Origin of the sequence: Sinomonas gamaensis (genome assembly GCF_005876955.1) — a bacterium.
GTDB lineage: Bacteria > Actinomycetota > Actinomycetes > Actinomycetales > Micrococcaceae > Sinomonas > Sinomonas gamaensis.
Map to the genome: position 1 here is coordinate 69,669 of NZ_SSCL01000003.1, position 25,897 is coordinate 95,565.

At 68.2% G+C, this 25,897-nt stretch carries 20 protein-coding genes and 1 tRNA gene; 6 read left to right on the forward strand and 15 right to left on the reverse strand.

The features are described from left to right. Positions 1 to 29: 29 nt before the first annotated feature. The 6 genes from E5679_RS05100 to mnmA form a co-directional block, all read right to left on the reverse strand. Positions 30 to 1,736 carry a dipeptide ABC transporter ATP-binding protein gene (locus E5679_RS05100; protein WP_138414008.1) on the reverse strand — a complete coding sequence of 569 codons (1,707 nt, stop codon included), beginning with the start codon at positions 1,734 to 1,736 and terminating at the stop codon, positions 30 to 32. Beyond that, positions 1,733 to 2,722, reverse strand: a complete 990-nt coding sequence (locus E5679_RS05105; RefSeq protein WP_138414009.1) for an ABC transporter permease — start codon at positions 2,720 to 2,722, stop codon at positions 1,733 to 1,735. The genes E5679_RS05100 and E5679_RS05105 overlap by 4 nt, the downstream gene beginning before the upstream one ends. After that, entirely contained in the window at positions 2,722 to 3,810 is a 1,089-nt protein-coding gene (locus tag E5679_RS05110) for an ABC transporter permease (RefSeq protein WP_138414010.1), read from the reverse strand. Before E5679_RS05110 ends, E5679_RS05105 begins: the two co-directional genes overlap by 1 nt. 119 nt (positions 3,811 to 3,929) lie before the next feature. Then, complete coding sequence (locus E5679_RS05115; protein WP_138414011.1) at positions 3,930 to 5,564, reverse strand: ABC transporter substrate-binding protein; 1,635 nt, start codon at positions 5,562 to 5,564, stop codon at positions 3,930 to 3,932. A gap of 210 nt (positions 5,565 to 5,774) precedes the next feature. Beyond that, positions 5,775 to 6,848 carry a metallophosphoesterase family protein gene (locus tag E5679_RS05120; protein ID WP_249335967.1) on the reverse strand — a complete coding sequence of 358 codons (1,074 nt, stop codon included), beginning with the start codon at positions 6,846 to 6,848 and terminating at the stop codon, positions 5,775 to 5,777. Positions 6,849 to 6,964: 116 nt separating this feature from the next. After that, entirely contained in the window at positions 6,965 to 8,092 is a 1,128-nt protein-coding gene (gene mnmA / locus E5679_RS05125) for a tRNA 2-thiouridine(34) synthase MnmA (protein ID WP_138414012.1), read from the reverse strand. A 94-nt stretch (positions 8,093 to 8,186) separates the two neighbouring features. Between mnmA and E5679_RS05130 the strand changes: the two genes are divergently transcribed. Next, a complete protein-coding gene (locus E5679_RS05130; protein WP_138414013.1) occupies positions 8,187 to 9,461 on the forward strand; it encodes an NAD(P)/FAD-dependent oxidoreductase in 1,275 nt (424 codons plus the stop codon). 12 nt (positions 9,462 to 9,473) lie between these two features. Here E5679_RS05130 and E5679_RS05135 read toward each other — a convergent pair whose 3' ends face one another. Both E5679_RS05135 and E5679_RS05140 read right to left on the reverse strand, forming a co-directional pair. Next, the gene (locus tag E5679_RS05135; protein WP_138414014.1) at positions 9,474 to 10,682 is read right to left on the reverse strand and encodes a cysteine desulfurase family protein; all 1,209 of its coding nucleotides are present in this window, start codon (positions 10,680 to 10,682) and stop codon (positions 9,474 to 9,476) included. Between the two features lie 81 nt (positions 10,683 to 10,763). Continuing rightward, entirely contained in the window at positions 10,764 to 11,435 is a 672-nt protein-coding gene (locus E5679_RS05140) for a helix-turn-helix transcriptional regulator (protein ID WP_138414015.1), read from the reverse strand. A gap of 91 nt (positions 11,436 to 11,526) precedes the next feature. Here E5679_RS05140 and E5679_RS05145 point away from each other — a divergent pair, with 91 nt between their 5' ends. From E5679_RS05145 to E5679_RS05155, 3 genes are read left to right on the forward strand one after another with little or no spacing between them, the layout of a single operon-like run. Further along, positions 11,527 to 11,955, forward strand: a complete 429-nt coding sequence (locus E5679_RS05145) for a hypothetical protein (RefSeq protein WP_420821046.1) — start codon at positions 11,527 to 11,529, stop codon at positions 11,953 to 11,955. A gap of 56 nt (positions 11,956 to 12,011) precedes the next feature. Next, positions 12,012 to 13,001: a J domain-containing protein gene (locus E5679_RS05150; RefSeq protein ID WP_138414016.1), complete on the forward strand. Its 990-nt coding sequence runs from the start codon at positions 12,012 to 12,014 to the stop codon at positions 12,999 to 13,001. A gap of 10 nt (positions 13,002 to 13,011) precedes the next feature. Further along, the gene (locus E5679_RS05155; RefSeq protein ID WP_138414017.1) at positions 13,012 to 13,479 is read left to right on the forward strand and encodes a tRNA (cytidine(34)-2'-O)-methyltransferase; all 468 of its coding nucleotides are present in this window, start codon (positions 13,012 to 13,014) and stop codon (positions 13,477 to 13,479) included. Positions 13,480 to 13,496: 17 nt separating this feature from the next. Here E5679_RS05155 and E5679_RS05160 read toward each other — a convergent pair whose 3' ends face one another. The 4 genes from E5679_RS05160 to E5679_RS05175 all read right to left on the reverse strand — a co-directional run bounded on the left by E5679_RS05160 (position 13,497) and on the right by E5679_RS05175 (position 18,002). After that, a complete protein-coding gene (locus E5679_RS05160) occupies positions 13,497 to 14,255 on the reverse strand; it encodes a PIG-L deacetylase family protein (RefSeq protein WP_249335968.1) in 759 nt (252 codons plus the stop codon). After that, positions 14,252 to 15,217: an electron transfer flavoprotein subunit alpha/FixB family protein gene (locus E5679_RS05165; protein WP_138414019.1), complete on the reverse strand. Its 966-nt coding sequence runs from the start codon at positions 15,215 to 15,217 to the stop codon at positions 14,252 to 14,254. Before E5679_RS05165 ends, E5679_RS05160 begins: the two co-directional genes overlap by 4 nt. Before the next feature lie 15 nt (positions 15,218 to 15,232). After that, positions 15,233 to 16,060, reverse strand: a complete 828-nt coding sequence (locus tag E5679_RS05170) for an electron transfer flavoprotein subunit beta/FixA family protein (protein ID WP_138414020.1) — start codon at positions 16,058 to 16,060, stop codon at positions 15,233 to 15,235. 250 nt (positions 16,061 to 16,310) lie between these two features. Continuing rightward, complete coding sequence (locus E5679_RS05175) at positions 16,311 to 18,002, reverse strand: S1C family serine protease (protein ID WP_138414021.1); 1,692 nt, start codon at positions 18,000 to 18,002, stop codon at positions 16,311 to 16,313. A gap of 301 nt (positions 18,003 to 18,303) precedes the next feature. Between E5679_RS05175 and E5679_RS05180 the strand changes: the two genes are divergently transcribed. After that, positions 18,304 to 20,343, forward strand: a complete 2,040-nt coding sequence (locus E5679_RS05180) for a TPM domain-containing protein (RefSeq protein ID WP_138414022.1) — start codon at positions 18,304 to 18,306, stop codon at positions 20,341 to 20,343. A gap of 73 nt (positions 20,344 to 20,416) precedes the next feature. Then, positions 20,417 to 21,217: a PspA/IM30 family protein gene (locus E5679_RS05185; RefSeq protein ID WP_138414023.1), complete on the forward strand. Its 801-nt coding sequence runs from the start codon at positions 20,417 to 20,419 to the stop codon at positions 21,215 to 21,217. A 79-nt stretch (positions 21,218 to 21,296) separates the two neighbouring features. Here the strand turns inward: E5679_RS05185 and E5679_RS05190 are convergent. The 3 genes from E5679_RS05190 to E5679_RS05200 all read right to left on the reverse strand — a co-directional run bounded on the left by E5679_RS05190 (position 21,297) and on the right by E5679_RS05200 (position 25,748). Continuing rightward, positions 21,297 to 21,373: transfer RNA gene (locus E5679_RS05190), tRNA-Met, on the reverse strand. A 77-nt stretch (positions 21,374 to 21,450) separates the two neighbouring features. Beyond that, on the reverse strand, positions 21,451 to 24,459 hold the full coding sequence (locus E5679_RS05195; RefSeq protein ID WP_138414024.1) for a UPF0182 family membrane protein: 3,009 nt from the start codon (positions 24,457 to 24,459) through the stop codon (positions 21,451 to 21,453). A gap of 173 nt (positions 24,460 to 24,632) precedes the next feature. Continuing rightward, positions 24,633 to 25,748, reverse strand: a complete 1,116-nt coding sequence (locus E5679_RS05200; protein ID WP_249335970.1) for a YlbL family protein — start codon at positions 25,746 to 25,748, stop codon at positions 24,633 to 24,635. Positions 25,749 to 25,897 lie beyond the last annotated feature (149 nt).

Sequence of the window (25,897 nt, forward strand, 5' to 3'; positions counted from 1 at the left end):
AGTCGTACGGATAAACGTTAGGCTGCCGATCAGCCGCCCAGCAGCGCCCGATGCGCCTTGCGGCGTTCGGCCTGCTCGACCGGGTCCGGCACGGGCAGCGAGGCGATGAGCCGCTTGGTGTACTCGTCCTGTGGATCGCCCATCACGCGGCTGCTGACCCCCTGCTCCACGAGCCGGCCCTTGTAGAGCACGCCCACCCAGTGGCTCAGCTGGTCCACCACAGCGAGGTCATGGCTGATGAACAGGGCAGCGAAGCCGAGTTCTGCCTGGATCTCCCGGAACAGCTCGAGCACCTTCGCCTGGACCGAGACGTCGAGGGCGGAAGTGGGTTCGTCCGCGATCAGGAGACGCGGCTCGAGTGCGAGCGCCCGAGCAAGCGAGGCCCGCTGACGCTGGCCCCCGGAGAGCTCGTGCGGATACCGCGACGCGTACGAGGCCGGGAGCTGGACGGACTCGAGCAGCTCGCCGACCCGCCGGCGTACCTGGGCCGTCTGCAGGTCGAGGTGCACGATGAGCGGCTCCGCGACGCACTCCCCGACGGTCAGCTGCGGGTTGAACGAGGCGGCAGGGTCCTGGAACACGAACCCGATCTCCTTGCGCAGCGGACGGAACGCACGTTCGCGGAACCCGACCATCTCGTGCCCGAGAACCTTGAGGCTGCCCCCCGTCGCGCGGTTGAGCCCGGCGATCGCCCGGCCGATCGTGGTCTTGCCCGAGCCGGACTCCCCCACGAGGCCAAACACTTCACCCGCCGAGACGGTGAACGAGACGCCCTCCACCGCGCGGAAAGGCGGCGAGCCGAGCCGCCCCGGATACACGATCTCGAGGCCCTCTGCCGCGACGAGAACCTCCCCGCCCTGACGCAGGCGCTGCGTGGCGCCCTCGGAGGCCGACTCGCGCCCGAGGTGCGGAACCGCTGCGAGGAGGCGGCGCGTGTAGTCTTCGCGCGGCTCCGCGAAGAGCCGGCGCACCGGCGCCTCCTCGACCACCTCGCCCTGGTACATGACGACGACGCGGTCCGCGAGGTCCGCAACAACGCCCATGTTGTGGGTGATGAGCACGATCGACGTGCCGTAGAGGTCGCGGAGATCGCGGAGGAGTTCGAGGATCTCCGCCTGGACGGTCACGTCGAGCGCGGTGGTCGGCTCGTCCGCAACGATGAGCTCGGGGTCGAGCGCTAGCGCGGCGGCGATCACCACGCGCTGCTTCTGCCCGCCCGAGAACTGGTGCGGGTAGTAGTCGACGCGCTTCTCCGGGTCGGGGATGCCGACCTTGCGGAGCGACTCGATGGCGCGCTCGCGGGCCTCCTTGCGGCTGATGCGGTGGTTCCCCGTACGGGCCCGGTGCGCCCGGATGCCCTCGCAGATCTGCCAGCCCACGGTGAACACGGGGTTGAGGGCCGTCGAGGGCTCCTGGAAGACCATCGCCACATCGCGGCCACGCAGCTCGCGGAGCTTGGCCGGACTCAGGGAGATGACGTTCTGCCCCTTGATCACCACTGCGCCCGAGCTGGTGGCCGTCTCCGGCAGGAGGCCGAGGATCGTCTTGGCCGTCACTGTCTTGCCGGAACCGGATTCGCCGACGACGGCGACGACCTCGCCCGCCTTGACGTCGAGGCTCACGCCGCGGACGGCGTGGACCTCCCCGGCGTCGGTGGCAAACGACACCTCGAGGTCGTCGATGTCGAGCACGATTTCAGCCGGACCCGCCGGCCGTACGTCAAGCTCCTCGCTCATGCCTTGCTTCCTTCCGGGCGCTTCTTGCCACGGTTCTTCCCGCCGTGGCGGCGGGTGCGGAGGCGGGCATCGGCGAGGTCGTTCATGCTCTCGCCCACGAGCGTGAGCCCGAGGACCGTCAGCACGATCGCGAGACCAGGGAAGATTCCCGTCCACCAGATGCCCGCTGTCACGTCGCTGAGCGCCTTGTTGAGATCGAAGCCCCATTCCGACGCGCTCGTCGGCTCGATGCCGAAGCCGAGGAAGCCGAGGCCGGCCAGGGTGAGGATGGCCTCCGACGCGTTGAGCGTGAAGATGAGCGGGATGCTCCGGGTTGCGTTGCGGAAGATGTGACGGGCCATGATCCGCCAGCTCGAAGCACCGATGACCTTCGCCGACTCGACGAAGGGCTCGGCCTTCAGCCGGATGGCCTCGGCGCGCACCACACGGAAATACTGCGGGATGAACACGACCGTGATGGAGATCGCGGCCGCGAGGACGCCGCCCCACAGGCTCGACTGGCCGTGGCTGATGACGATCGACATGACGATCGCCACGAGCAGCGACGGGAAGGCGTAGATCGCGTCCGCGATGACCACGAGGACGCGATCGAGCCACCCGCCGATGTAGCCGGAGGCGAGGCCGAGCGCCACGCCGGCGAAGATCGACAGGGCCACCGCGACGACGATCACGAGGACTGCGGTCTGCGCGCCCCACACGACCCGAGAGAAGACGTCGAAGCCGCCGACGGTGGTGCCCCAGATGTGCTTGGAGCTAGGCGGCTCCTGGGTGGGGAAGTCGCCGCTCGCGTCCGAGATCTGGGAGAAGCCGTACGGTGCGATGACGGGAGCGAGCAGGGCGAGCAGGAGGAACACGAGCGTCAGCACGAGGCCCACGATGAGCATGCCGCGCTGGACGCCGACGCTAGCGCGGACGTGGGACACGACGGGCAGCCGTGTCCACAGCGGGTCGTGGCGCTCGATCTCTGGCAGTGTCTGGGCGGTCATCAGTACCTCACCCTCGGGTCGATCAGCGCGGCGATGACGTCCACGATGAAGTTGGTCACGGCGACGATCACGGCAAGGAGCACCACGATGCCCTGCACGGCCACGAAGTCACGTGCCGTGAGGTACTGGGCGAGCTGGAACCCGAGGCCCTTCCACTCGAACGTGGTCTCCGTCAGGACGGCGCCGCCCAACAGCAGGGCGATCTGGAGGCCCATGACGGTGATGATCGGAATCAGGGCCGGCTTGTAGGCGTGGCGCGTGACGAGCCGGAACTCGCTCACGCCACGCGAGCGGCCGGCCTCGAGGTAGTCCCGCCCGAGCGTCCCGATGAGGTTGGTGCGCACGAGTCTGAGGAACACGCCGGCGGTCAGGAGGCCGAGGGCGGTGGCGGGCAGGACGGCGTGCGATTCGACGTCCCAGAAGGCGGGGATGTTGCCGCTGCGGAGCGCGTCGAGCCAATAGATGCCGGTGGGCGCCGCGAGTCCGCTGAGCGCGATCTCCGTCGAGGTCGACGCCCGGCCCGCGACCGGCAGCACCCCAAGCCATACCGAGAAGATGAGCTTGAGCAGGAGCCCGGCGAAGAACACCGGGGTCGCGTAGCTCAGGATCGCGAAGATCCGCAGGATCGCGTCCGCGGTCTTGTCGCGGCGGTGCGCGGCGATCATCCCGAGCGGGATGCCGACGATGAGGGCCACGACGACGGCGTTGACCGCGAGTTCGAGGGTGGCAGTGCCGAAGGTTGCGAGCATCTCGGTCACGGCCCTGTTGTCCGAGATCGTCCGGCCGAAGTTCCCGGTGAAGATCTGGCCGAGGTATTCGAAGTACTGGACGATGAGCGGCCGGTCGTAGCCGGCGTCATGGATGCGCTGCGCGAGCTGGTCGGGTGGGAGGCGGCCCCCGAGGGCCGCAGTGATGGGGTCGCCCGTGATCCTCATCAGGAAGAAGACGAGCGTCACCAGGATGAGGATGGTCGGGAAGATCAACAGGAAGCGGATGACGAGGTAGGTGGCGAGTCCGCCGCCCGCCCGCTTGGCGGCCGGGACCGCGGGGGTGCTGGCGGCCTCGGGCGTCTCAGTCAGTGCAGTCATCGGAAGGGGGTTCCTTTGGGGGTGGTTCCTGGGCGGGGTGATGTTCCCGCACAGCAGCGGCGGGACGCTGTGGCATCCCGCCGCTGCTACAGGTGGTGGGGCTGTTCCGGACTGGCCGGTTACTTGCTGATCACGCCGAGGCGGAACTTGAACGAGGGATCGAGGGTGGTCTCGACTCCCTTGACGTTCGTTCCCGCCACCGCGACCTGGGAGCCCTGGAGCAGCGGCAGCGTGGGGAGGTCCTTCGCCACGGCGTCCTGGATCTGGCCGAGCTGCTGCTCGCGCGACGACTTGTCCGGGTTCGTGGCCTCCTTCGCGATGAGGTCAGCCACGGTCGGGTTGTCGTAGTGGTTCTTGAGGAACGTGTTCGCCGTGAAGAACGGCGTGAGGTAGTTGTCCGGGTCGGAGAAGTCCGGGAACCACCCGAGCTGGTACATCGGATAGACGTCCTTCGTCCGGTCCTTCTGGTAGGTCACCCACTCGGTGGACTGCAGGTTGACCTTGAACAGGCCCGAGGCCTCGAGCTGCTGCTTGACCATGCCGTACTCGTCGCCGGAAGAGGGGCCGTAGTGGTCCGGGTTGTACTGCAGGTTGATGGCCAGCGGCGTCTGGATGCCGGCGGCCGAGAGGACCTGCTTCGCCTTGTCCGCGCTCGGCTTGCCGCTGCCGTCGCCGTACATCGACTTGAGCGGGGTGGACGCGCCGGGGAAGCCGCTCGCCACGAAGGAGTAGAGGGCGGTGTAGGTGCCCTTGTAGACCTGCTGTGCGATGGCGTCGCGATCAACGAGATCGGCCATCGCCTGGCGGACGGCGAGCGCCTTCGCCGGATCGGCCTCCGGGGTCTTCGCGCCGTACGGCATCGTGTTGAAGTTGAACACGATGTAGCGGATTTCGCCACCGGGGCCCTTGAGGACCTTGACCTTCGAGTCCTTCGAGAGGCTGTCCACATCGGTTGCCGTGAGCGAGCGCCAGGCCACGTCGATGTTGCCCTGCTGGACGTCGAGCTTGAGGTTGTTCGAGTTCGCGTAGTACTTCAGGTTGACCGTGTCGGTCGCGGGCTTGCCGAGAAGGCCTTGGTAGTCCGGGTTGGCCTTGAAGGAGACGAGCTGGTTCTTCTGGTACGTCGTGATCGAGTACGGGCCGGCGAAGGCCTTCTTCGAGACGATGTCGTCGTCATTCATGACCTTGTCCGCGGGGAACACGTTGTGGTCCACGATGGGGCCGGCCGGGCTCGAGAGCACCTGCGGGAACGTCTGGTCGTTGCCCTTCTTGAGGTGGAAGACGACGGTGGTCGGATCTGTAGCGTCGACGCTCGCGAGGTTGTCGAGGAGCGAGGCCGGCCCGTTGGGGTCGTTGATCTTGAGCTGGCGATCGAAGGAGAACTTGACGTCGGCCGAGTCGAGGGCGTCGCCGTTGGCCCACTTCAGGCCGCTCTTGAGCTTCACCGTGTAGTCGGTGGGGGACGTGAACGACGCCGAGGTCGCGATGTCCGGCTGGGGATCTGCGCTTCCGGGCTTGGAATTCATCACGAACGGATAGATCTGGTTCATGACCATGAAGGAGCCGTTGTCGTACGAGCCGGCCGGATCGAGGAACGTGACCTTGTCCGTCGTCCCGACCGTGACCGGGCCGCCGCCGGAGGATGCGCTCTGCGCTGAACCGCCCCCGGACGGGCCGGTGCAGCCCGTGAGGGCTAGGGCAGAGATGCCGAGGAGCGCGATGGTGCTCCGAACGGCCGTGGTGGTCTTTCGCATGGGGTGACCTTCTCTTCGAGTTCTGGCCACGCATGCTGTGATACAGCACACAGGGCCGAGTGCACCAGCATTCAATCACGTTTCGGGAGACGTGAAAGCCTCGCTTGACGAGATTGAAACGAAACCTTGACATTTCGGTGCACCAAAAAGCTTGCGCCGTCACGTCCGCCGGGTGTGAACCCTGCGGACGTGACGGCGCAACGCAGAGCGTCAGCCGGCGAAGGGGACCCGCTCCCAGCTCAGCACCGGCTGGCCCGCCCCGGCGGCCCCGTTCGGCGCGACGCTGACCCGCAGGTAGTCGGAGGCGTTGGCGGCACCATCCACCGTGATCCGCTGGAGATTGTCCGCGTGGCCCGCCACGCCGTACTTCCCCAGCCAGGACGAACCGTCGGCGAGCGGGCGGTCGGCGTTGTAGACGTGGCTGTCGCCGTCGAAGAGGTGGACATCGCCGTCGAACGACGAGGCTTCATCGACGAGGGTCTGCACAATGGGCTTGAACGCGCTGATATCGCCCCATTGAACGTTGTAGGTCGGATCGAACATGTCCGCCTGCTGGAACACGACCACAGTGCGGTCGTGGCGCTGGCGCGCCTTCGCAAACGTGTCCTTGAGCTCTGCGACGACGGCGTCGGTGCGGTGCTGGACCTCGGCGAGCTGTTCGGGCGTGGGGGCGTTCAGCCCGAGGCCCGTCCACGGGAGGGTCGAGTTGTTGCTCCCCGGCACGTTGACGGCAGTGAACGCGACGCGGTTCCGCTCGAAGGAGACGTTCTCGGGCAGGCCCAGATCAGCCTGGCTCGACACCGGCATGGTGGCACCGAGGGTCTTGCCCGGCGCCGGGAAGAAGTCCTCCCGCAGCTTCGCGAGGCGCTCGAGGGGATTGTAGGAGCCGTTGTTGGCCCGGTGGCAGTCAGTCCATTCGTTGTCCCCCGGTGTATAGACGAGGGGGTGCGTGAACTGGTCGAAGTCGGCGCGAATCTGGGCGAAGTACGCGTCCGAGCAGACCGTTGAGCCGTTCTTGATGTCCCCGACGTGCACCACGAAGTCGAGCGAGGGGTCCGCGTTCAGGGCCGCGACGTGCTGCGGGAACTCCTGCACGGCGGCCGCACCGTAGGGCGTGTCGCCGATGACGCCGAAGCTGAAGGCGGGGCTTGGCTGAACAGGCTGGGCTGAGGCGGGAGCGGAGAGGCCGACGACGGCGGTCCCGACCGCGAGAACGGCAGCGGCGCTCCCGGCGGCAAGGCGACGGATGGGATGGTGAGCTAGACGGACGGGATGGGGAGCCAAAGTTCCTCCTGCGGGATGCGTAGCTGGCATCCCGCAGGTTAGGGGCGCTCGGCGTCGGTCAGGCGACGTGGACGTGTACGGCTGAAGAACGGGTCCCGAAGGGGATGAGCCTGCGATCAGACCGCGGGGCGCGAGAGCGAGCGCGCCGCGTCGATCGTCGCCTGACCCAGGACGCGCGACCCCTGGTACAGCACGACGGTCTGCCCGGGCGCGACCCCGCGGAGGGGCGATTCGAGCGTGACGACAAGCTCGCCGTCGTCCGTTGGCTCGCGGAAGACGCGGGCCCTCGCCGGCAGCGCGTCGCCGTGCGCGCGGACCTGCGCAGAGCACTCGAACTCCTCGCCCGCAGCTGCTTCGGGCAGCGGCTCCCCTGCCCACGACAGGCGGATCCCGCGGATCTCGTCGACGGCGAGCAGCCGCTCCGGCCCGACGACGACCGTGTTGTCCTTCGGCCGCACCTCGAGGACGAAGCGCGGCTTGCCATCTGATGCGGGCCGCCCGAGCCGGAGGCCCCGCCGCTGGCCCACGGTGAACGCATTCGCGCCGGCATGTTCGCCGACCTTCTCGCCGGTCTCGTCGAGGATGTCGCCCGGTGCCATCTCGATCTTGTCCGCGAGCCAACCTCGCGTGTCGCCGTCGGAGATGAAGCAGATGTCATGGCTGTCCGGCTTCTTCGCCACGGAGAGGCCGCGCCGTTCGGCCTCGGCCCGGACCTCAGCCTTGGAGGGAGTGTCCGCGAGCGGGAAGAGGCAGTGCTCGAGCTGCTCCCCCGTCAGCACGCCGAGCACGTACGACTGGTCCTTGGCCCAGTCGGCGGCGCGGTGCAGCTCCGGATTGCCCTGGGCATCGCGGACGACCTTCGCGTAATGGCCCGTGCACACGGCATCGAAGCCGAGGGCGAGCGCCTTCTCGAGCAAGGCGGCGAACTTGATGCGCTCGTTGCAGCGCATGCACGGATTCGGTGTGCGTCCGGCGGCATACTCCGCCACGAAGTCATCCACGACATCGGCCTTGAAGCGCTCCGAGAAGTCCCAGACGTAGAAGGGGATGCCCAACTTGTCGCACGCTCGCCATGCGTCGTTGGAGTCCTCGATGGTGCAGCAGCCCCGGCTGCCAGTGCGGAGCGTCCCCGGCATGCGGGACAGCGCAAGATGCACCCCGACGACGTCGTGCCCCGCCTCCACCGCACGGGCCGCGGCGACGGCGGAATCAACTCCCCCACTCATGGCTGCCAGAACACGCACCGGTCTATTCTAGCGGCGGGCGGCTGAACCAGCGGTGGTCCGCAGTCGTCTGGTAGGCATCGCGCTGATTGGCATCGCGGCGAAGGGATGCGTCATGGACGAACACGGGATGGTCATCGTGGGCGGCGGCCTTGCTGCCGGGACAGCGGCGAAGACGTTGCGCGCCGAGGGCTGGGAAGGCTCCATCACCGTCATTGGGGCTGAGCATCGGGAACCCTATCTGCGCCCGCCGCTCTCCAAGGAGTTCCTGCTCGGGAAGGCCCCTGAGGAGGAGCTCGCCGTGAACCCGCCGGGGTGGTACGCGGAGAATGGTGTCGACCTGCGGCTCGGCGAGCGCGTCACCCAGCTGGTGCCTGCCTCGCGGGTCGTCACTCTCGAGAGCGGGGCGCTCCTGCCCTACCGAGCCGTCCTGCTTGCGACCGGAGCCTCCCCGCGCACCCTCGACATTCCAGGGGCACACCTCGAGGGCATTGTGACGCTGCGTCGGTTCGAGGATTCGCTCGCCCTGCGCGCGCAGCTGTCCGAAGGCGGGCAGCGCGTGGTGATCGTGGGCTCGGGCTGGATCGGCATGGAGGTCGCCGCCGCCGCGCGCACCTACGGCAACGAGGTGACCGTCGTCGGCCGCGAGCGCACTCCCTTGACGCAGCTCGAGCCCGAGCTCGGCGACTACTTCCGGCGCCTCCACGAGTCCGAGGGAGTCCAGTTCCGGCTCGGCGCGCACCCGGTCGAGTTCAAGGCGACCGAGGATCGGGTGGGCGCACAGGAGGCCGAGTGCGTCACCTGCGTGGTGACGAACGACGGCGAGCGGCTGGGCGCCGATCTCGTGGTCGTGGCCGTCGGGGTGGTCCCCGAGGCGGGGCTGGCCCAGCGCGCAGGCCTTCTCACCGGCAACGGGATCGTGGTCGACGCGTCCCTCAGGACCTCGGCCGAGGGCATCTATGCCGCAGGTGACGTGGCCAACTCGCTGCAGCCGTTCACCGGCGACCATGTGCGCAGCGAGCACTGGTCGAACGCGCTGAACGGGGGAAAGGTCGCCGCCAAGTCGATGCTCGGCCAGGATGCCAAGCTCGAGATCGCCCCCTACTTCTACACAGACCAATACTCGCTCAGCCTCGAATACTCGGGGTACTGGCAGCGGGCGCGCGGGGCAAAGCTCGTGCTCCGCGGATCGATCGAGACGGTCGAGTCCGGGCTGGACGGCTTTGTCGCGTTCTGGCTCCGCGACCGCGCGGTCGTCGCGGCCATGAACGTCAACACGCCGAAGTCGCAGAAGGCGCTCAAGGCCCTCATCGCCTCCCGAGCGGTCGTCGACGAGGCTCGGCTCTCCGACCCCGCGGTGCCGCTCGCGGAGCTCGTGCCCGCGGGCTGAGCGCTGGGGGACTTAGCGGCTCGATGCCGTCCTGATGCTGCTCGCGTGACCTGCCATGCCCGCCTGGCGCGCCTGCTGGAAGGCACGTCCGACGACGGCGAGCAGCGCGTCGACGTCGTCCTCGCCCGATGACCAGCCGAGGCTGAAGCGCTGGGCACCCCGCGCCTGCTCCTCGGTGAGCCCCATCGCGAGGAGGACGTGGGACGGGCGCGGGACTCCGGCCGTGCACGCCGAGCCCGTGGAGGCTTCGACGCCCATCATGTCGAGGAGGAAGAGCAGGGAATCCCCCTCGCAGCCCGGGAACGTGAAGTGCGCGATCCCCGGCAGTCTCTCCGCTGGATCCGCGGGGCCGCTCAGGCGCGCCTCGGGGACCTCGCGGAGGACGCCGTCGACCAGTCGATGGCGCAGCGCCTCGAGGCGCGCGGCCTCCTCGGGGAGGCGCGCGACGGCGTCAGCTGCGGCAGCGGCGAAAGCGGCCGCTCCCGCGGCGTCGAGGGTTCCGGAACGCAGGCCGCGCTGCTGGCCCCCGCCGTGCTGGACGGGAGTCAGGACTGCATTCCGGCGCACCACGAGCGCACCTGTGCCTACCGGCGCGCCCACCTTGTGACCGCTGACGGCCATCGTTGCGAGACCTGAGGCCGCGAAGTTGACGGGCACATGCCCGAAGGCCTGGACGGCGTCCGAGTGGACGGGGACGCCGTGCTCCGCGGCGAGCGCCGCGATGTCCGCGATGGGCTGGAGGGCGCCGACTTCGTTGTTGGCCCACATGACGGCGATCAGGGCGATAGAGGAGGGGTCGTGCTCGAGCTCCGAGCGCACGGCCTCGAGCCGCGTCACGCCGTCGGACCCGCACGGAAGCCACACGACTTCGGCGCCCTCATGCCGTTCGAGCCATTCGACCGCATCCATCACGGCATGGTGCTCGATGCTCGAGCAGAGGATTCGGGTGCGGCGCGGGTCGGCGTCGCGGCGCCCCCAGAAGAGGCCCTTGACGGCGAGATTGTCTGCCTCGGTGCCGCCCGAGGTGAGCACGACCTCGGAGGGGTGGGCGCCGAGGGACGCCGCGAGGGATTCGCGGGCGTCTTCCAGGGCGCGCCGTGCGCGTTGGCCCGCGGAGTGAAGAGAGGAGGGATTCCCGCCCCGCGCGGCCTGCTCGGTGAAGGCGGCCAGGGCGTGGGGCGTGACCGGGGTCGTGGCGGCATGGTCGAGATACACGGGCACCCTTCCACTGTAGGCCCGCTGAGCCGGTGCACCCCGGCCCGTGCGCTCTGACCTTGCCCCGTTCAGATGCCGCCGATCAGATTATCGCTCGGCGCGCACGATCCTCGCGCAGCACTCCCCCGGCCCGACGTCCGGATCGATCGGCTCGACCCTGTGCGCTGCGTCCCCGCAACCGTCAAGCGCGCCCTCGAGCAGCGCGGCACTCAGGCTGCACACGACTCCGCGATGCCCCTGTGCGAGTTGGTGGAACGGGCAATTGCCCAGCTCGAAGCCCTCGGGAGCTGCCACAGGGTGGTAGCCCGCGACATCGAGGACCGCGTGGATGCTCGCGTGCTCGCGCCCGAGCTTCTGGCCCTCCCGGCGCCCCGCGGCCTCGAGGCTTTCCTCTATGGGAGTTCCCTCCGTCATGGAGCGCTCCGCGGCCGACGCCATGAGCTCCCCGACGAGCTCGTAGTTCCTCTCCGGGACGGACGCCACGAATTCGGTTCGTGACGGTGAATAGAACTTGGACGGCCGCCCGGTGCCCGGCCCGCCGGCCCCCGCCTTGGCGAAGGTCACGGCGAGGACCCCTTCATCCGCCAGCCGGTCGAGCTGCGCGGCGGCGGCGCCCCGGGTCAGCCCGACGGCCTGGGCTGCCTCGTCGCGGCCGACAGGGCGGCCCGCAGACCGGATGTAGTCGAAGAGCGCGCGGCGAGTCTCCTCGCCCAGCGAGGAGACGGCAGCAAGGCGGCGGGACCACGGACTGCGAGGCATGCTTCCAGTGTAGATCCAAAACACTCTACCGTTGTTTTAGACAAGCACCAGTACTAAAATTGGATACACCAATCTTGGAAAGGAGCTCGTCATGTCATCTGCTTCGACCCATGGACGCCTGCACCTCCCCACCAGGCGCTCCGCAGCCTCCGCGATGAGCGGAGCGGACCAGGCCTTCACGATGCTGCGCACCATCTACACGGTCGCCCCGATCCTGTTCGGCCTCGACAAGTTCTTCAACCTCCTCACGTTCTGGCCGCACTATCTGGCCCCGGTGGCGACGCAGGTCGTACCCGTCAGCCCGCAGGCCTTCATGTACGGCGTCGGCGTGATCGAGATCGTCGCGGGACTCATCGTCGCGTGGCAGCCACGGTGGGGTGCCCTCGTCGTCGCGCTCTGGCTCCTCGGCATCATCGTCAATCTCATCGTCCTCGGCAGCTTCTACGACGTCGCACTGCGCGACTTCGGCCTCCTGATCGGCGCGCTCGCCCTCAACCGGCTCGCCACACGGCGCGCGTGATCGAGCGTCCCCAGTGGGCGCCGAGGGGCGGCGCGGCTCCTCCTAAGATGTAACCCATGACGCCGCGCCTCCCCTCCCACTACGAGGTGCTCGGCGTCTCCATCACGGCCTCCCTCAAGGAGATCAAGGCGGCGTACCGCCGGGCGGCGCGGGAACACCACCCTGATCACGGCGGGGACCCCAAGGAGTTCCACCGGGTGACGGTCGCCTACGAAGTCCTCTCGGATCCCCAGCGCAGGAAGGCCTACGACAGCAGCTATTTCGCAACGTCCCCTCAGAGGGAGCCCACCGGCGCCCCCTGGAGCCCGGGCACCGGTGGAACGGACGACGGCGGCACGCGCCCGCCGTCGTCCGCGCGCGCAGGCGAGCGGTTCCCCGGCGAGACTTTCTCCGCGCAGCGCAGGTCTCCCCGCCCCCAACGCAACCAAGCCGGCGAGCCGGCCGTCTACGAGCCGCCGTTCGCCGAAGGCGCCGTCCCGCTCATCCCAAGGGAGCTCGCGGCGCGCCGTGAGCACGGCGAACCGCGCCGTCGGGGAATCTTCGGCGCCGCCGCACGCATCGAGCGCGAGCAGCGCACGGCCGCACTGATCCGCAAGTACGTGCTCGCCGACATCCCGTCGGCAAGGCTCCTGAACGGCCTGCGGTCTCCCGACGGTTCGACCTACATCGCCCATGCCGTGCTCGCGGGCTATCGGCTCGCCCTCGTGGACTCGATGCTCGTCCCCGTGGGCAATTACGCGTGGAACGGCGAGCAGCTCCTGCACGGGGGCCGAGGAGCGACCCCGCCGCTCCTCGGCGGACAGGTGCGCATGTTCCAGGAGCTGTTCCCCGAGCTCAACGTCCAGGGCTTCGTCCTCGTGCAGACGCCAGACCCGGGCCTGCATCAGCCGGTCATCGACGTCCATCGCGGCGTGACCGGCGGTATCGAACCTCTCAACGCGTCCAAGTTCACCCGCGAACTCAAGTTCTTCCTCGCCTCGGGGCCCCAGCCCAACGTCGTCTTCCTCCCCGCCTTCGCGAGGCTCCTCACCGGACTGCACGCCTAGGATGGAGGGCGTGTTCCGCATCCTCTTCTACACGCCCGAGATCCCTGGCAACACGGGAAACGCCATCCGCCTCGCCGCCGTCACCGGTTCCGAGCTGCACCTCGTGGAGCCTCTCGGCTTCGACTTCGAGGACGCGAAACTGCGGCGGGCGGGGCTCGACTACCATGACCTCGCCGTCGTCACCGTCCACAAGACGCTTGAGGATGCGTTCTCTGCCCTCCTCCCCGCGCGGGTCTTCGCGTTCACCTCGCATGGGGACACACCGTTCGCCGAGGTCGCCTACGAAGCCGGGGACGTGCTGTTCTTCGGCCCGGAATCCGTGGGCCTTCCCGAGGACGTGCTCGCCGACCCGCGTGTGACCGCCCGGGTGAGGCTGCCCATGGTTCCGTCGCGGCGGTCGCTCAACCTGGCGAACTCGGCCTCGATCGCCCTCTATGAGGCGTGGCGGCAGAACGGGTACGCGGGCGCCCAGCTGTGAGCTGCGGTCGCTAGTTCTCAGAACCCCGCGATGGTTTCCTTCGCGTTGACGGCCACCACGTGGAAGGCCTCCCCCGAAGCTCCCTCGGGGAGGCCTGCGCGCGCGGCCGTGGCTTCGAGCCTCGCCCGGACGTAGCGTTCGGTGGCCTCGATGTCCGGGTGCTGGCTGAGGTGGACGCGGATTGCTTCGAGCTTCGTGTCTACGTGTCCCGTGATGTCCACCACGTGGTTGACGCGCTCCTCGGGGCAGCCGTAGAGCCACAGCCACGGCACTCGGTAGGCGGCGAGGCCGGACGCCTCCAGTTCCGGGTACGCGAAGGGGTTCTCCGCTGCCGGATAGACCGCGCGAGTCACGGCCTCCCCGCACGCAAGGTGGTCGGGGTGCGACATCTGCAGGCTCGACCAATTGCGTTCGGGATGCATGGCGAGGACGACGTCGGGACGCACCTGCCGCACGAGCCGGACCACATCCCGCTGGACCTCGTGCGAGGGCTCGAGATAGCCGTCCCGGTAGCCGAGGAAATGCAGTTCCTTGACTCCCACTCGCGCCGCCGCGGCCCGCTGCTCCTCGTGGCGCATCGCGACAATCTCGTCACGATGCGCGGGATCGAAACCGCCCGCATCGCCGTCGGTCATGATGGCGTACTGCACCTCGGCGCCTGCGGAGGTCCATGCGGCAATCGTGCCGGCGGCGCCGAAGTCGAGATCATCGGGATGCGCCGCGAACGCGAGGACGCGACGCACCCCGTCGGGCGAACCGCTCAACCCTTCAGTCACGATTCGCGGCGCCGCTTGATCTCCTCGGCGGCCTGCGGGAGCACCTTGAAGAGATCGCCGACGACACCGAAGTCCGCGATTTCGAAGACCGGCGACTCCGGGTCGGAGTTCACCGCGACAATGACCTTCGAGGTCTGCATCCCAGCCTTCTGCTGGATCGCCCCCGAAATGCCCGCCGAGATGTAGAGCTGCGGCGAAACGGTCTTGCCCGTCTGCCCGACCTGGAAGTCATGCCCGATCCACCCCGCGTCCGTCGCCGCACGCGAAGCGCCCACGGCGGCACCGAGCACATCTGCGAGCTGCTCGATCGGCCCGAAGTCCCCATCCGTGCCGCGGCCCCCCGCAACCACGATGCTCGCCTCCGCGAGATCTGGCCGGCCCGACTTGGGCCGCTCCGTCCGGGACGTCACCCGCGCAGCGCGTTCAAAGGCGTCCGCAGGGACCTCGATGGTCTTCACAGCGGCGGTCGTCGCTGCAGGCGCGGGCGCACCTTCGCCGGCTCCGGCCTTGACGGTGAAGACCGCCGTTGCACTCGTGGCCCGCGCACGAACCTCGTAGGACCCAGCGAGCACCGACTTGTGCGCCGTGCCGTCCGGCTCGAGCGCAACGACATCCGTCACAACGCCGGCGTCGAGCTTGACGCCCAGCCGGGCGGCGATCTCCTTGCCTTCGAACGAGTTGTCCAGTACGACGGCGGAGGGCTGGTCCGCCGCGACGACGGCGGCGATCCACGCGGCCTTGGGCGCGACGAGGTGGCTTGAGAGGTCGGCGTCGCCGGGCGTGTACACGGTGGAGACGCCGAGCTCGCCCAGCTCGCGTACGAGCGTGTCGGGAGCTTGGCCCGCGAGGGCCACCGACACCGGTCCGAGGACTCGGCCTGCGGCAACGAGCTCGATCTGGGCCTTGCGGAGGCCGCCCTCGGGAACGGTCTCGAGGCAGACGAGGACAGAGGATGCAGTCATGGTCAACTCTCCCGCTTAGATAAGCTTCTGGGCGGCCAGGAAGTCGACGAGCTTGATGCCGGCATCGCCCTCGTCGGTGATGATGGTGCCCGCCGAGCGCGGCGGGCGCGGATCAGCCTGTTCAACCCGCGTGAGGGAACCGGCCGCTCCGACCTGCGCCGGATCGATCCCGAGGTCAGCGAGGCCGAACGTGGCGATCTTCTTCTTCTTGGCCGCGAGGATGCCCTTGAAGTTCGGGTAGCGCGGCTCGTTGATCTGATCCGTGACCGAGACAACGGCCGGCAGCTCGGCTTCGACAACGTCCGAGGTGGTCTCGCTGTCGCGGCGCACCGCGACCGAGCGTCCTGTGACCTCGAGGCTCGAGGCGAAGGTCAGCTGCGGGAGTCCGAGCCGCTCGGCGAGCTGGGCGGGAACGAGGGACGTCTCGCCGTCGGTCGAGGCCATCCCCGTCAGGACGAGGTCCACGTCCCCGATGTTCCGGATGGCGGCCGCGAGCACGAGCGACGTCGCCCAGGCATCGGAAGCGGCCAGGGCGTCGTCGGCGACGTGCACACCGGAAGAGGCGCCGATCTGGAGCGCCTTCTTGAGGGCGTTGGCGGCGTCTGGACCGCCCATCGTGAGCGCGATGACCTGATTGCCGGCCTTGTCGCCGCCCCGTGCCTCACTGACTTGAAGGGCCGCTTCCAAGGCGTACTCGTCGAGCTCGGAGAGGATGCTCTCGGAGCGTTCGAGCGTCTTGTCCGGCCCGATGTGGCGATCGAACTGCGCGTCGGGCACGTGCTTGACGAGCACGACGATCTTGAGGGTGTCTCCCACGGTTGAGGACCTTCCGTAGTCTTGCATCCGTCGCGTGACGGCGTAGCGCGTGGGGCGCGATGCGCCGGGAATCCAAGCTAACCATACGCGGTGCCTTCGCGGAGGGGCCGCGGCGGACTCGCCCGGACAGTGGCCTCCGCGTCATGGATCGCCACGAAAAGTCATAAACGTAAACGTCAAGGGACAGCAGCGCCCGTGACCCCAGCTGCGGGGCCACGGGCGCTGATGCTGAGCCGATTACGACGACGCTGAGCCGACTACGACGACGCTGAGCCGACTACGACGACGCTGAGCCGACCGTCACGTCCACGCTCATGCTCTGGCCGTTCCGCGTCAGCGTCACCTTGACCGTCGACCCAGGCGCCTGCTCCCGCACTGCCGCCGTGAGCTCGCTCGCATCGGTGATCGCACGGTCGCCGAAGTGGGTGATCACGTCATTGGCCTTGATGCCGGCCTTGTCGGCCGGGGAGCCACCGGTCACCTGTGCAACCTGCGCGCCCACCGAGAACGCCGAGTTCGTGTCCCCGTTCGGGGCGGCCGGCTGCACGGAGACTCCCAGCTGCCCGTGCTTGGCCTTTCCGTTCGCGATGATCTCCTGGCCGATGCGCTTCGCGTAGTTCGCCGGGATGCTGAAGCCCACGCCGATGTTCCCGCTTTGGCTCGTGCTGCTGCTCGAGCTGCCGGTCGAGGCAATAGCCACGTTCACGCCCACGAGCTCACCCTTGGTATCCACGAGCGCACCGCCGGAGTTCCCGGGGTTGATCGCGGCGTCCGTCTGGATGACGTTCAGGCTGATGGTGCTCTGGGCTTGAGGGCGCTGCGACTGGCCGTTGGGAGGCGCGAACTGGAAACCCTGCCCGCCATCGCCCTGCTGCTGATCCCCGCCCTGCGGGGCGGCGGACGAGGCCACGGAGATCGTCCGGTTGAGCGTCGAGACGATGCCGTCCGTCACGGTGTTGTCCAAGCCCAGGGGCGCTCCGATCGCCACCACAGTGTCCCCGACGTTGATCTTGCCCGAGTCGCCGAAGGTGATCGGCGTCAGGTTCGCGCCCTTCACCTGCACGACGGCGAGGTCGGAGAGCGGGTCGGTTCCGACGACGGTTGCGTTGTACACGTTGCCGTCGTTGGTCCTGACCTGGATCGTCGGATTCGCGACGGAGCCGTCGAGCGTCACCACGTGGGTGTTCGTCAGGATGTGGCCGTTCCCGTCCAGCACAATCCCGGATCCCGTTCCGGAGGAGTTCCCGGCGCTCACGCCGATCGTCACCACGCTCGGGGCAGCCTTGGCGGCCGCAGCCGTCACGGCATTGACGCTGTCCTGATTGTTGACGATGACCGGGCTGTTCTGGGTGGTGCCCACGGTCGTGGCGCGAGGACCCATCAGGGAGTAGCCGCCCGCGGCCACACCCCCGCCGATGAGCCCGGCGACGAGCATCCCGCCCACCAGGACCCCCGTGCCCCACCGCCGCGGCTCGCCACGGCGAACGGAAGTCGGCGGCGCGAAGGACGAACCGCCCTGGCCCGGCTGTCCATAGGGATGTGGGCCGTAGGCCTGGGAATGACCGTAGGTCTGGCCATACGGCGCCTGCTGCCCGTAAGGCTGCCCCTGGGGCTGGCCGTAAGGGCCCGGCTGGCCATACTGTGCCGGGCGGCCGGGCTGGGCCGGCTGTCCGTACTGGCCGTACCGAGGAGCGTTCGACTGCTGCTGACCCGGATTCTGGCCTTGGGGCTGGTTCTGGCCTTGGGGCTGGTTCTGGCCTTGGGGCTGGTTCTGGCCCTGGGGCTGATTCTGGCCCGGGGGAACTGGGCCCGGGCCGTGGATGGGCGCCGTGGGCGCGGCGTCTGCTGACGGCCGATGGTCGGGTGCCGCGGGCGCGGTGCCGCCAGGGCCGACGGTCGGCCGCTCCGGCGTGGGCCCTGCCGACGTCTGACTGCGGTCCGGTTCCGGCCTCTCTGGGGTTTCGCTCATGCTCCTCATCCTTTCGTGATCTGCCATCAACTATGGACCGCAATGCTGTGCACGGCTCAGGTCTTTTCTGAGAGGTATCTGGAAGCGAGCCGAAAGCGGTGTCCCGTCTGAATGCCCAACGATCAGGCGCCGTCGTCCATTGTTGCTGTTCGCTGGCGGCGCACAGCAGCGCCGTAGTCAGTGGCATTGGGCACCCCTAGAATCGGAAGCGACACGCCCAGCGCCGCCGCGGCGTGACGCCTGTGCTGGGGGCGCTGAGGCGTTCCGGGGAATCGCCCCGGAGCCGAGTGAAGGGCTGTGCATGCAAACCACGCTGAAGACACTGTTGACGGCCGTCGGCGCGCTGATTCTCGCGCTGCTTCCAGCCGCTTCCCCCGCGTGGGCCACGGACCCGGTCACCATCCCGTCGGGCACGAACATCGTCGATCCCGGCAACGCGCTCGGCGGGCGCAAGGGCGATGTTCAGAAGGCCATCTCGGACCTGCTGTCGCAGCACCGGACGAACCTCTACGTCGTCGTCGTCGATTCGTTCACGAACCCGACCGACCGCACCGCTTGGGCTCAGGCCGTCGCGAAGAACAAGGGAATGGGCGGCTCGGACGTCCTGTTGGCCATCGCCACATCGGGTCAGTACCAGCTGATCGCCAGCTCGACGAACAAGAACGTCTACCCGAAGATCACCACCATTTCGCAGAACGCCATCACCCCCAACCTCGCCAACGGCAAGAAGGACTACGCTCAGGCCGCGGTGGACACTGCCAAGGCGGTTGGTGACGCAGCCGGCGGAGGCAGCGGCAGCGTGTCGTCCGGGCTGGACGCCACTCCTCTGCTCGTGGGGGCGGGGGTGGTCGTTGCCGCCGGGGCGGCTGGCGCCTACGCGATCTCGCGTCGCCGGAAGAATCGGATGCTCGAGCCGGCCGGGACCGAGAATGGGGATCCGCTCGCCGGGCTGACCGTCGACGAACTGCGCAGACAGGCCGGAGCCCTCCTCGTGCGCGCCGACGATTCCATCAAGTCGAGCGAACAGGAACTCGGTTTCGCCGAGGCGTCCTACGGCACCGATGCGGTCGGCAACTTCACCAAGGCGTTGCAGGACGCGAAGGCGCATCTGAGCGAGTCCTTCAAGCTGCAGCAGCAGCTCGACGACCACATCCCGGACACCGAACAGCAGCAGCGCGCCTGGCTCACCGAGATCATCCACCGCTCGGAGGCGGCAATCCAGTCCCTCGCGGACCAGAAGGCGGACTTCGACGCGCTCCGCGAGCTCGAGCGCAACGCCCCAGCCGCTCTCGACAACGTCGCTTCGGGGGTGGCACAGGCTACGGCTCGCCTCGCCACCGCCGAGCAGACGCTCACCACACTCCGCGCCGCCTACGCCGAATCCGCCGTCGCCCAGGTCTCGGACAACATCGCCCAGGCCAAGGACCGGCTGGCCTTCGTCGAGTCTGCCTCGAAGCAGGCCCGCGACCAGCTCTCCGCCAACGACACCGGACTCGCCGCCGTCTCGGTCCGCGCCGCCGAGGAGGCGCTCCACCAGAGCACCGTGCTGCTCGACGCCATTGACAAGGCCTCCACCGCGCTGGGTACCGCCCGCACCAGCCTCGACGGGGCCTTGGCCGACACCGAGTCAGACCTCGCCCAGGCGAAAGCCCTGACGCAGGGCGGGCAGCATTCCGAACTTGCCGGCCCGATCGCCGCCGTCGAATCCGTTCTCGCCCAGGCCAAGCAGGAGCTTGCAGGCCCCCGGATCGATCCCGTCTCCCTCCTGGGCCGCGTCGAGAAGGCGCATCAGCAGCTCGATGAGGTGCTGACCGGAGTCCGCGACAAGGAGCAGCAGGCCCAACGGGCGGCGGCCTCTCTCCAACAAGCCATCCGAACGGCGCAGGACACGATCGGCGCCACCAGCGACTACATCGAGGCGCGCCGCGGCGGCGTCGGAACGGAAGCCCGGACTCGTCTCGCCGAGGCGCAGCGGAATCTCGACTACGCCCTCAGCATCGCCGCGAGTGATCCGTCCTCGGCCCTCGCCTACGCGCAACAGGCGACCTCGCTCGCCCAGCAGGCAGCTCAGATCGCCCAACAGGATGTCGACCAGTTCTCTGGCTTCGGCGGCTACGGCATGGGCGGCGGCCGGAACTACGGCGGCGGGATCGGGGGTGCCATTCTCGGTGGGATCCTCATCGACAGCATCCTCCATGGCGGCCACCACCAGGGTGATACATGGGGCGGTGGCGGCTTCGGCGGCGGCTGGGGCGGCGACGGCGGAGGCTGGGGAGGCGACGGCGGCGGCTTCGGCGGCGGTGACGGCGGGGGCTTCGGGGGTGACGGCGGAAGCTTCTGACCCATCAGGACCAGAACGAACGAAGGACCAGAGCCACGGCGCCTAGGCCGGGCGAGAGAAGGAGGCACACCCCATGACCAAGCAGTCGATCTTCGGGCGTATCGCCCAGCTGGCGAAGGCGAACATCAACGCGATCCTCGATCAGGCCGAGGACCCGCAGAAGATGCTGGACCAGATGGTCCGCGACTACAGCAACAACATCTCCGAGGCCGAGTCTGCGATCGCCCAGACGATCGGCAACCTCCGCATGCTCCAAGACGACCACGCGGAAGACGTGCGGGCGGCCCAGGACTGGGGCAACAAGGCGCTGGCTGCGTCCCGCAAGGCCGATGAGTTCCGTGCCGCCGGAAACGTCGCCGATGCCCAGAAGTTCGACAATCTCGCGAAGGTCGCGATTCAGCGCCAGATGTCCTCCGAGAACGAGGCCCGGGCGGCCGAACCGACGATCGCCGCCCAGAGTGAGGTCGTAGAGCGGCTCAAGTCCGGGCTCGAGCAGATGAAGGGCAAGCTCAACCAGCTCACCACCAAGCGGAACGAGCTCGTGGCGAGGAGCCGCACCGCCGCCGCCCAGACCCAGGTCAACGATGCACTGAAGAGCATCGACATCATGGACCCCACGAGCGAGGTGGGCCGCTTCGAGGAAAAGGTCCGTCGCGAAGAAGCCCGTGTCCGGGGCCAGCAGGAGCTCGCCGCGAGCAGCCTGGACGCGCAGTTCAACCAGCTCGAGGACCTCGGGGAGCAGACAGAAGTCGAGGCACGCCTCGCCGCGCTCAAGCAGGGCACCCCTCCCGCTGCGCTCTCGGCAGGCAAGGGTGGCACGACGGAGGCCGCCGACGTGCCAGTCGTCGACGAAGCCGACTTCGACAAGCTCTGAACCAGACCCTCTGAGATCAGAACAAGAAGGCCCCCGGTCCGAGGACCGGGGGCCTTCTTCGATGTTCACCGACATCACGTGGTTGCGGGGACAGGATTTGAACCTGCGACCTCTGGGTTATGAGCCCAGCGAGCTACCGAACTGCTCCACCCCGCGGCGCACGGACTACGTTACCAACCGGTGAACCCTCGGCCAAATCGGGACGATTCCGCGGCAGGTGCCGGCGCAGGGTGTCAGCGGCTCGCCTTGGGAGACGGCGAGGCTGCTGCGCTCGGCGAGGGGCTCGCCGAACCCGTCGAGGAGCCGCTGCCCTCGGCGGCCTGAAGCTTCGCCTCCGCGCTGAGCGCACGCTGGACTGCGTCGGAGAGTCGCTGCTGTGCCGCGCCGTAGTCCGAGAAATTGCCCGCCTGCAACGCACTCTGGCTATCCGTGAGGGCCTTCTTCGCGTCCTGGAGCGCCTGATTGAGCTGAGCATTCGCGTCCGTGGCCGCCGTCGACCCGCTGGGCTGGCTCGGCTGGCTCGGCTGGCTCCCCGTGTTGCCAGCGTCGCCGGCAGATGCGCCCGCATTCCCGCCGAACAAGCTCTTCAGCGCTTCATCGAGCGTGGGGGCAAAGCCGACCTTGTCGCCGAACGCCACCAGCACGCGTTGGAGTGTGGGGTACGACGTCGAGCCGGTCGACTGGACGTAGACGGGTTCCACATACAGGAGGCCGCCGCCGACGGGAAGCGTCAGGAGGTTGCCGTTCTGGACCTTTGACGCACCCTGTCTCAGGAGGTTCAGCGCCGTCGACACGCTGGGGTCGGAGTCGAATCGAGACTGGACCTGTCCGGGACCGGGGACGTTCGTGTCGGTCGGCAGCCGCAGGAGGCGCAGCTTGCCGTATTCCGAGCCCTTGACGCCGGCCTTGTTCCCCGCATCCGAGTCCGCCGCCAGGAAGCCGTACATGACGTCACGGGACTTCCCGGCCTCGACGGTCTGGGGAATGAAGCTCGAGGTGAGCTGGAAGGCCGGAGTCTTCTGATCCGGCATCTGCAGCGACATGTAGTACGGCGGCTGCTTGCCTCCGCCCTGCCCCGGTGTCGGGTCGTTCGGGACGCTCCAGACGTCGTCGTTCTGGTAGAAGCTCGCCGGATCGGTGACGTGATACCGGGACAGCAGCTCCCGTTGGACTTTGAAGAGGTCCTCCGGGTAGCGCACATGACTCATCAGCGAACCGCTCATCTGGCTCAGCGGCTTGACGGTGGCCGGGAAGACTTTCTCCCAGGTCTTCAGGATGGGGTCCTGGTCGTCCCACGCGTAGAGCGAGACGGAGCCGTCGAACGCGTCCACGGTGGCCTTGACCGAGTTGCGGATGTAGTTGACCGTCGAGGCCGGAAGGGCCGTATTGCGGCCGGAGGCGGTCTGCGAGTCCGCGGTGATCTGCTGGAGCTGCTGCTGCTGCGAGTACGGGAAGTACTGGCTGGTCGTGTAGCCGTCGACGATCCACTTGACCCTGCCGTCGACGATGGCGGGGTACACCGTGCCGTCCATAGTCAGGTAGGGCGCCACCTTCTGGACGCGCTGCCGGGGATCGCGGTCGTAGAGGATCTGGGACTTGTCGTTGACGCCGTCGGAGAAGAGCAGGTCCGTGCTTTGGAACTTGACGGCGTAGACGAGGCGGTTGAACAAGTTGCCGACGTTCGGGCCGCCGTTGCCGTTGTAGGTGTAGAGCGTATCCCCCGTGTTGCCCTGGGGCTTGTCCTGCTCGCGCGGCTGCGAGCCGCTCGCCGCGCCCACGACAGAGTAATCGGGCGAGTACTGGCCGAAGTAGATGCGCGGCTGGTAGGTGTCCTCCGAGCCGAGCACTCCCGTGGACGGGATCCCGGACTGGAGGAAAGCCGGCTTGCCGTCCGAGGTCGTCTTGTTCCCGTAGGCGGCTACCACGCCATAGCCGTGCGTGTAGACGATGTGGGTGTTGTACCAGGACTGCTGGTTCGGGCTCAGGCCACCCAGATTCAGCTCGCGCACGGCGATCACCGTGTCCTGCGTCCCGCCGTTCACCGAATAGCGGTCGACGTTGAGGGTCGGCGAGAACTGGTAGTACGGGCGGTACTGCTCAAGCTGCTGGAACGTCGACGAGACGAGCGTCGGGTCGAGGAGCCTGATGTTGGCCGTCGTCTGGGCGTCCGGGGACAGTGCGCCGGGCGCCGCGTTGGTCGTCGCGTTGTAGGGGCTGACCTCCACCTTGTCGAGGCCGTAGGCCTGGCGGGTCAGGTTGATGTTGCGGTCGATGTAGGGGCCCTCGAGGGTCTTCTCCGAGGGGGTCACCTGAAACTGTTGGATCACCCACGGATAGATGCCGCCGGCGAAGATCCCGGTGATCACCAGCATCGCCGTGCCGATCAGCGGCAGGCGCCAGCGCCCGATGACCGCGGCCACGATGAACAGGATGGCAACGATCGCCGCGGCGATGGCGAGGATCGCCTTCGTGGGGATGACCGCGTTGACGTCCGTGTACATGGCGCCCGACCACCGGGTGCCGCTGTTCTGGAGCGTGCCATACCGGTCGAGCCAGAAGTTCAGCGCGACGAGGATGAGGAGGAGGGCGCCGCTCACCGCGAGGTGGAGCTGAGCTGCCCGCGACGTGTACAGCCCGCGCTCGCTGATCCGGATGGAGCCGTAGAGGTAATGCGTGAGGAGTCCGGCGATGCCGGCAATGACCACCACGCTGAGGAGGAATCCGATGAGCATGCCGAGGAACGGCAGCGTGAACAGGTAGAAGCTCAGATCAAGCCCGAACTGCGGGTCGTTCTCCCCGAACGGCACCTGGTTGAAGAACAGGGCGACCTTCTGCCACTGGCTTCCCGCGGCGGCCCCGGCAAAGAGGCCGAAGACGATGGGCACGCCCGCCATGACAACTCGTCGCACCGGCTCGAGCTGCGCCTGGTAGCGGCTGAGCGCATCCTGCGGGCCGCCGTCGGGCGCGTAGACGGGCCGTGCGCGGTAGGCAAGCTTGATCGCCGCATAGACGCCGATGCCCATACCGAGCGCGGCGACCAGGAACACGATCCCCCGGGCGAGGTTCTGGGTCAGGAAGACCTGGATGAAGCCGAGCTGCTGGTACCAGAGCACGTCGGACCAGATCTGCGTGAAGAACACGAAGCCGACCACGAGGACAACGGCGATGATGATCGTGGGGATGAGGGGGCCCCGCCTCTTCCTCAGCGGTCGCGGGCTGGTGCCTTCAGGACGGGCTGTCACGTTCTCCCCTTCATCGAGTTCATCGAGTCGGCGGCTTCATCGGGTGGTGTGCGATGAGCAATAGGCACCGGGCGCGCTCTGCTTCCCGCCTAAGTCAAGCACGGACCGGACCGGTGCGTAGTTCCCAGTCATCGCGCGGATCGGGGTAACGATTCGGCGTCGGTCGCAGGGCATCACTTCGTGCATTGCGGCAGCTTCCCGGGGTCCGTTCCCTGCGCATAGGCCTCGACGGCGCGGCGCGCCGTGTCGAGGGTGTCGACCCGGACGACGGCGAGACCGTCCGGGATGTGCCCGACCACCTCGCCGCAGTTCCCCGCGGGGGCGAGGAACAGTGTGGCCCCATGCCCTTTGGCGCCCTCCATCTTCTGCACAATGCCGCCGATCGCCCCCACCGTCCCGTCGGGCTCGATTGTCCCCGTTCCAGCAATCTGCCGTCCCTGCGTCAGGTCTCCCGGCGTCAGCTTGTCGATGATGCCGAGCGCGAACATCATGCCCGCGCTGGGGCCGCCCACGGCGTCGAGGGCGAAGTCGACCGTGAACGGGAACGTGAACGCATACGTGACCGTGAAGCCGAGGAGATAGCGGCCTTGGCCGGCATCCTTCGGCGTGATCTCAACCGTCTGGTCCACGCCGCCGCGCTGGAAGCCCACCGCGAGAGGCTTGCCCTGGGAAGCCGCCACGAGCTTCTGGACGGTCGCGAGGGAATCAGCCTTCTGGCCCGCAACGGTCAGGATGGTGTCCCCCGGCTGGAGCTTGCCCTCCGAGGCCGAGCCGGAGATGAGCGAGGCGATCTTCACCTGCTGCCCGAACGGGATCGAGAGGCTCTTCAGCGCAGCGGCGACGGCGTTGTCCTGCGAGCTCTGCATCTCCGCCGTGTTCTCCTGGCTCACGGTCTGCTTCGACGTGCCCTTGGGGTACAGGGCATCGACGGGCATGATCGACAGCGACGGGTCGAGGGCCGATCGGATCAGGCCCAGGAGGTTCACGGTCGAATTGGGTCCGCCCTCGAGGTAGACGGTCGTGAGGTCGAGCGCCCCCTTCGCCGCGTAGGTCTCGCGGCCCTTGATGCTGATGATGTCCTTGCCGTTGTCCGTGCCGAGCGTGTTGTAGACGGGACCGGGAATCTCCACGACATAGGGAACCGGCACCGCCCACACGATGCCCGCGAGCAGCAGCGTCGCGACGCCGGACACCGCGGCGACCAGCCCGCGTCGATGCCGCGGACGCGCAAGCCGCGGGCCGCCGTCGTCCGCAGGAATCCCGACGGTCGGGGGGACGCTGCTGCTCACGCGGCACCTTTCCGCGGCACGGGTCCGCTTGTTCTCGATGGATCGCTCGGCACCAGAGTAGTGTGCGTAGCTGTGGGGAAGCTCCCGGCGCGCTCGCCTGTGCCCTGAGCGAAAGGCGCCTTGGTGCGAAGACACGCGTGGCCGCACGC